This window comes from Aeromonas sp. SrichE-2G (genome assembly GCF_017939565.1).
Classification (GTDB): Bacteria; Pseudomonadota; Gammaproteobacteria; order Enterobacterales; family Aeromonadaceae; genus Aeromonas; species Aeromonas taiwanensis.
The window spans coordinates 59664-66674 of sequence record NZ_JAGKRG010000010.1 but is presented as its reverse complement, the minus strand read 5'-3'; the positions used below and the strand labels follow the sequence as shown (position 1 = coordinate 66674).

Genomic DNA, 7011 nt, shown 5'->3' with positions numbered 1-7011 from the left:
AATTTCCCAGGCATTACTCACCCGTCCGCCGCTCGCCGGCAAAAGTAGCAAGCTACTTTCCCGCTGCCGCTCGACTTGCATGTGTTAGGCCTGCCGCCAGCGTTCAATCTGAGCCATGATCAAACTCTTCAATTTAAGCTTGGTTGCCTATAAAGGCGGCTCAATGAATTGCTGAATTAACTGCTGCAACTTAAAAGTTGCTTTGGTCACTTCATCAGACATTGAAAATCAAAAATTGTTTTTGATGCTCGATGCTGTGAGTGCCCACACAGATTGCTTGATTCAAATTGTTAAAGAACGCGGCGCTTGTCGCGCTGAGGTGGCGTATAATACCGACCTCACTTCGAAAGTCAAGCGCTTGTTTTCGCTTTTCTTTCGGCGCCGACTTCACAAGGAAGCTGGCTCATCAGTTCGGCGTGGACCGCCGTGCTGGTAGGGGCGCATTATAGGGAGCGGCGCCACGATGACAAGGGCTTTTTCACATTGGCGGCGCGTTCGCTCAAACATGCAGCAAAGCGTGTCTTTTTCACTCATCACACCGTCTCGAGACGGCCTTTCACCGGATTTGAATTGAGTATTTGAAAAGCCACTTTATAATTGGCTTTTCAAATGCTCAATTAAGGTCGCCGCCATGCACCAGATCCTGGATAGCCAAAAGGAAGAACGGATAGTTCCGCTGTTTCGTTTGGGATTTCGCCCTTTCTTCCTGCTGGGCGCCCTGTTTTCCTGCCTGGCCATGCTGGGCTGGCTGGGGCAGCTCAACGGCTGGCTTGCCCTGCCCGGTATTGGCAATCCCGTCTGGTGGCATGCTCACGAGATGCTGTTCGGCTTTGGCGCAGCCATAGTGGCAGGCTTCCTGCTCACCGCCGTGCAGAACTGGACCGCTCACCCGGGCGTGCGCAGCTGGCCACTGGCTCTGGTCGTGGGATTGTGGGCTGCACCGAGGTGCCTGCTTCCCTGGCTGGGGGAAAACCATGTCATCCTGATGGCGATGGACCTGGCCTGGCTGCCCCTCTGCGCCTGGTTCCTCGCCAGACCCATCATAGTGACACGCCAGTGGCGCAACCTCTTCTTCGTTCCCCTGCTCCTCGTCTTGACCCTGCTCAACGGAGCAAGCTGGTTAAGGCGTGCTGACTGGAGCCTGATGGAACATCTGCTGATCACGACGGTGTTGCTGTTCACCACTCTGATCGCAGTGATGGGGGGGAGGGTCATCCCCTTCTTCACGGCCAGAGCCACCGGCATGGAGAAAGCCACTCCCCTGCCATGGCTGGAACGCACCGCGCTCGCGCTCCTGTGGCTCATCCTGCTGCTCTGGTTGCTGCTTCCCACTCCATGGGTCACCGGCATCCAGATGTTCCCTCTATATATAGTGGCGGCAGGCACCCACCTCTACAGACAGCTGCGCTGGCGACCCGCCACCACTGTGGCACAGCCCCTGCTCTGGTCGCTGCATCTGGCCTATCTCTTCATCCCCCTGGGGTTGGCCGCGCTGGCCGCCCATACAGCAGGCTTGCCCATCACCCTGTCCCTGGCCAGCCACCTGCTCAGCGCAGGCTGCATGGGCACCATGATCCTCGGGATGATCGCCAGAGTCTCTCTCGGCCACAGCGGCAGAGCCCTACAGGTCGGGCGCAGGATCACGGCGGCATTTGCGCTCATCGTCCTGTCAGCGATCGTTCGGGTCTTCCTTCCGCTCTTCTGGCCTGGTCTGTCGCTGGCGGGATGGAACCTGAGCGGCTGGAGCTGGATTGCCGCCTACGGTCTCTTTGTCTGGGTCTATGCCCCCTTACTGACCAGTCCCAGGGCGGATGGCCGCCCCGGCTAGTCATAGCATCGGCATGGCAGGATAGTGGATCAGGTTATGGAAGATGGCAGGAGCGATTCCCAGATTGCGGTAGCCATGGGGACGATCGGCGGCAAAGCGGACCGCCTCCCCCTGCTCGAGGGAACGCCACTCCCCGTCCACCAGCACCTCCATCACGCCGCTGATGACAATGACATGCTCGGTCACCCCGGACTCATGGGGTTCCGACTCCCTCTGGTAGCCGGGCAGCAGGGTCAGCTCGAACAACTCGAAGCCAAAGCGCCCCTCATAGGGAAACAACGGGGCGACCTGCATCCCCTCTCCCGCAGGCTGCTGGCGGATATCATCGGCGATACGATAGAGTGTTTCCCCCTGCACCTCCGGGGGCGGCTCGATGAAGCTGGAGAAAGATACCCGAAAACCGGTGGCAATCTTCCACAGAGTCGCCACCGTCGGGCTGGACTCCCCCCGCTCGATCTGCCCCAGCATGGCCTTGCTCACTCCGGTCTCCCGGGCGGCCGCATCCAAACTCCATCCCCTCTCGGCACGCAGCCCTTTCAAGCGCTGGGCCAGATAGCGACTCATCTCCTGCATCTGCTCTCCGGTTTTTGCATATGCCATATTGTGCGCTATAGCGCACATCGCTATAGTCGAGACGACATTGTACGCAATAACGCACAGACTATCAGTATTCACAAGGACGTCATCATGCCCTTTGCCCTCCCCCACCTGGTCGCAGGCCTCATCGCCGTTCTGGTGGGTTATACCAGCTCGGTCGTCTTGATCCTCCAGGCCGCCGCTGCCGCCGGCGCCGATGCCGCCCAGGTATCCTCCTGGTTATGGACACTCGGGATCGGCATGGGCGTAAGCTGCATCGGCCTCTCCCTCTACTACCGCATCCCGGTGCTGACGGCCTGGTCCACCCCGGGCGCCGCGCTGCTCATCACCAGCCTGGGCAACTTCAGTCTGGCGGAGGCCATCGGTGCCTTTATCGTCTCTTCGCTGCTGATCACCCTCTGCGGCATCAGCGGCTGGTTCGACAAGTTGATGCGCCACATTCCCGCCCCCCTTGCTGCCGCCATGCTGGCCGGTGTCTTGCTCCGGTTCGGGCTGGATCTCTTCAAGGTGGCCCCCCAGGATCCTCTGCTGCTTGGCACCCTGCTGCTGGCCTTTCTGCTCGGTCGCCATCTCTGGCCTCGATACACCATGGTGCTGGTGCTGGCCACCGGCATGCTGCTATGCACCTTGAGGGGTGAGTTGCAGCTGAGTGAGGTGCATTGGCAGCTCTCCAGCCCGGCGTGGATCTCGCCGGCCTTTTCCATTGATGCCCTGCTGGGCATTGCCCTGCCGTTGTTCCTCGTCACCATGACGTCCCAGAACATGCCCGGCATCGCCATCCTGCGGGCCCACGGCTATCAACCGTCCACCTCCTCCCTGATCACCTGGACCGGTTTGACCGGCCTGTTGCTGGCACCGTTCGGCGGTTATGCCTTCAACCTGGCGGCCATCACTGCGGCGATCTGCATGGGCAAGGAGGTGGATCCCGATGCCACTCGCCGCTGGCCGGCCCCAGTCTGGGCCGGTTGCTTCTACCTGCTCACCGGTTGCTTCGGCGCCACAGTGGTGGCCCTGTTCAGCGCATTTCCCACCGCTCTGGTGACCTGCGTGGCCGGACTGGCGCTGCTCGGTACCATAGGCAGCAGCCTGCACAGCGCCTTGCAACAGGATGGGGAGCGGGAGGCCGCCTTGCTGACCTTCATCATCACCGCCTCCGGGATCAGCCTGCTCGGGGTCGGCTCCGCCTGCTGGGGTTTGCTGGTCGGCGTGGCGCTTCACCAAGTCAACCGACTCCGCGTCTGACCTGCCCATATGGTGAAACCCCAGTGAGACTCAGCACATAATTCTGCCAAGGGTGTTCACATATGAACCTTGTTCCCCTCTAGTGAGAAAGAGGCGCAGATTCTTCCCAATCGGCGCCTCTGTCAGACTCAATATCGGAGAACGAGAATAATGAGGAATCAGGCTGTCATCCTGTTAATGGCCTTGCTGGGCACCACTGCCCACGCGGCCGATACGGACCGCGATCTGGCTCGCCAGATCGCATTGCAACAGAAGAACCTGTTGCCCCTGCTCACCAACCAGGGCTACCAGAGCCCGCTGCCCGACTTGCTGCAAAAGGCGAGTCCACGCCTCAAGCGGCAGGCCACGGACGCCAACCAGGCCGCCATCAGCCGGCAGGGCCTAGAGGGAGAAGTCAAACAGCTCATGCAGTTGCGGCTGGCCAATCCCGCACAGGCGAATGCGCTCAAGCAGGGAGCAGAACCCCTGGTTGCCTATGTGCCGAGCGGAGATGAAAAAAGCTGGAGTGCCATCGAAGCCTTCGATGTGGCTGGCAACCCTGTCTATCTCGACGTGAACCAGGCGCCAGCGCGGCCCGTGCTGGTCGTGGAGGCCGATCCGATCAAGGCCAAGAACGCCGGCCTCAAGGTGATGCGAAAGGCGCTGGCCGAGGCCGACATGCAGGTAGCCCCCCGCGCTGCCAGCGTCACGGCACCGCTCAAGACCAGCGTGTTGAAGAAGATAAGACTGAAGGATGATCAGGAGCCCTGGCTGCTCGGTGCTGCCGAGGTCTATGCGGTGGTCGCCGGGGTCAATCCAGGCAGGGACGAGCCCGTGGTGGACATCGTCGACATGCCCTACCTCGACTATGACAACACCGACTATACCCCCAACCAGATCCTGATGTACTGGGACCGCTATCGCTGGGGCGCCGTCGACGTGGTGATGATGGAGCAGGACGACAACGTCAACTACAAGGAGCTGAGCGCCCTGCTGATCGACGCACTCAAACTCGGCTTCACCGCGGGAGGAGTCCCCGAGGCCCTGCCCTTCCTCGATCTCGGGGGGCGCATCGTCAAGGCGCTGCCTGACTCCTGGATGACCAACAACGACGACTACCTCGACACCTTCTACACCCTGGAGCAAGACCAGAGCTACCACCAGTACCCGGGTGCCGCCGGCAATGCCGTCATCGATCTCGAACCCAGGGAGATCCAGCCAACCCGGCCCTGACTCCCAGCCAAAACAAAAAGCCAATGAGGGGACTCATTGGCTTTACTGTATACGGGCTCGCGGGATCAGGCCTGGCCTTTCGGCCTCACCCCCAGGGTATGGCAGATGGCGTAGGTCAGCTCGGAGCGGTTCAGGGTATAGAAGTGGAAATCCTTCACCCCTTCCTGACTCAGCACCCGCACCTGATCGATGGCGATGCTGGCCCCCACCATGTTCCGCGTCATCTGATCGTGTTCCAGCCCCTCGAAACGCTGATGCATCCAGCGCGGGATCTTCACGTTGGTGAAGCCGGCAAACTTGGCCAGGGTCTGGTAGTTGGAGACCGGCAGGATCCCCGGCACGATCTCGGCATCGATGCCGATGGCGGCACAGCGATCACGAAAGCGCAGGTAGGTCTCCACGTCAAAGAAGAACTGGGTGATGGCACGGTTGGCGCCCGCGTCTATCTTGCGCTTGAGGTTGAGCAGGTCGGACTGCGCGCTCCGGGCCTCGGGGTGTCCCTCCGGATAGGCGGCCACGGAGATGTCGAAGTCGGCCTCGGACTTGAGCAGGGCGACCAGGTCGGTGGCGTACATGTCCGGTTTGTCGAGCCCCGGAGGCAGATCCCCGCGCAGCGCGACGATGTGGCGAATGCCGCTGTTCCAGTAGTCACGGGCAATGGTTCGCAGCTCGTCGCGGCTGGCATCGATACAGGTCAGGTGCGGGGCGGCGATGAGACCGGTGCGCTCCTTGATGTCCTTGATCACCTTGTGAGTGCGATCCCGGGTGCCCGAGTTGGCGCCATAGGTCACGGAGACAAACTTGGGTTCCAGCACCTGCAGGCGCTCGATGGATTGCCAGAGGGTGTTCTCCATCCCTTCGCTGTTGGGCGGAAAAAACTCGAAACTGACCGATATGTCGCCACCCAGATCCGCCAGACTCTGGTTGAGTGCCTCAACCTGACGCGCGCTGTGAAATCCCATCTGCTCTCTCCCTGTCCTGCAATCCATTCTTCTACGTCAAAACGGATGTTTGGACGTCTAAACGTCTTTCTATCTTTATGAGAAAATGACGCAAAGTCAACACCGATTTCTCGTGGACAAGGGGGATATACGATTTTTTTATTTTGCAATTCAACCTAAGTCATGACCGAGCCCATCCCAAATTGCCCTCAGGCACGCTATGATGCGGGCGGATCGTCCTGGACGTTCTGAATCTGCGTGTGATTGTTTGGCCGGGTCTCCCGGCCTTTTTTAACTTCTCTCCCGACCTGCCGATAAGCCATTCAAGTATGTGCAGGAGCCTCATCATGGAAGATCACCCCGGTTTTGCCACCGATCTGCTGTTCGACCGCTACCAGGGCGAGGTGACGCACCATGGCACCTTCTGGGCCGTGCGCACCCCGAACGCCCCCGACTATTACTTTGGCAACTACCTGCTGCTCCCCACGCCCCCCAGCGATCATGACAAGGGCTGGCTGGAGTCCAGTTTCGACAGCCTGATCGGCCAGGATCCCCGGATCCGCCACCGTACCTTCCAGTGGCCCCTGGGCGAGGGGCAGAACAGCCGGGTCGCCGGGTTCGTGGCGGCGGGATACCAGTACATGGAGTGCGTGGTGCTGGCCCTGGAGGCTGGCGGCGAACAAGCTCCGAGCCGGAATGCGTTGCCACAGGCCCGCCCCTTCACCGCCGACGACTGGGATGAGTGGCTCGCCTTCGAGCTGGCAGAGCGGGATCCCGCCCACTCGGAGGAGAGTTACCTGCCCTATCTGCAGTCACGCCGCCATCTCTATGAGGCGATGATCGCCGACGGACTGGGGCAGTGGTGGGGACTCTGGCATCAGGGAAACCTGGTCGCCAGCTGCGGCCTCTTCTTCACCGGCAACATGGGGCGCTTCCAGCTGGTGCGTACCCACAGGGAGTGGCGCAACCTGGGATTCTGTCGCCAACTGCTGAGCCAGGTGGCTCGCCAGGGTTTCGAGCGAGCCGAGCGGCTCATCATAGTGGCCGACGAGCACTACCACGCCCAGCGGGTCTATCGCGCCCTCGGCTTCACCCCGGTGGCACGCATCGGCAGTCTGTGCCGCTGGCCCCACTCACCCGGACAAACCGGCGACGGACAACAATAAAAACGGGAGGCCGCAGCCTCCCGTT

6 protein-coding genes and 1 rRNA gene are annotated in these 7011 nt (G+C 60.9%); 4 read left to right on the top strand and 3 right to left on the bottom strand.

Annotated elements, in window-relative coordinates; genetic code table 11:
- Positions 1-135 (bottom strand): 16S ribosomal RNA (locus J9885_RS13415); the annotation flags it as partial.
- Between the two features lie 496 nt (positions 136-631).
- On the opposite strand from J9885_RS13415, the gene J9885_RS13410 reads away from it, so the two are divergent.
- A complete protein-coding gene (locus J9885_RS13410) occupies positions 632-1828 on the top strand; it encodes an NnrS family protein (protein ID WP_210549756.1) in 1197 nt (398 codons plus the stop codon).
- On the opposite strand, the gene J9885_RS13405 is transcribed toward J9885_RS13410, so the two are convergent.
- Positions 1829-2401, bottom strand: a complete 573-nt coding sequence (locus J9885_RS13405) for an XRE family transcriptional regulator (protein ID WP_210549755.1) — start codon at positions 2399-2401, stop codon at positions 1829-1831.
- A 114-nt stretch (positions 2402-2515) separates the two neighbouring features.
- On the opposite strand from J9885_RS13405, the gene J9885_RS13400 reads away from it, so the two are divergent.
- The gene (locus tag J9885_RS13400; RefSeq protein WP_246876952.1) at positions 2516-3667 is read left to right on the top strand and encodes a benzoate/H(+) symporter BenE family transporter; all 1152 of its coding nucleotides are present in this window, start codon (positions 2516-2518) and stop codon (positions 3665-3667) included.
- Between the two features lie 150 nt (positions 3668-3817).
- Positions 3818-4879: a DUF3103 family protein gene (locus tag J9885_RS13395; RefSeq protein ID WP_210549754.1), complete on the top strand. Its 1062-nt coding sequence runs from the start codon at positions 3818-3820 to the stop codon at positions 4877-4879.
- A gap of 65 nt (positions 4880-4944) precedes the next feature.
- On the opposite strand, the gene metF is transcribed toward J9885_RS13395, so the two are convergent.
- Positions 4945-5841 (bottom strand): methylenetetrahydrofolate reductase, encoded by an 897-nt coding sequence (gene metF, locus J9885_RS13390; protein WP_043808879.1) that lies wholly within the window; start codon positions 5839-5841, stop codon positions 4945-4947.
- Positions 5842-6167: 326 nt separating this feature from the next.
- On the opposite strand from metF, the gene J9885_RS13385 reads away from it, so the two are divergent.
- Complete coding sequence (locus J9885_RS13385; protein WP_210549753.1) at positions 6168-6986, top strand: GNAT family N-acetyltransferase; 819 nt, start codon at positions 6168-6170, stop codon at positions 6984-6986.
- Positions 6987-7011 lie beyond the last annotated feature (25 nt).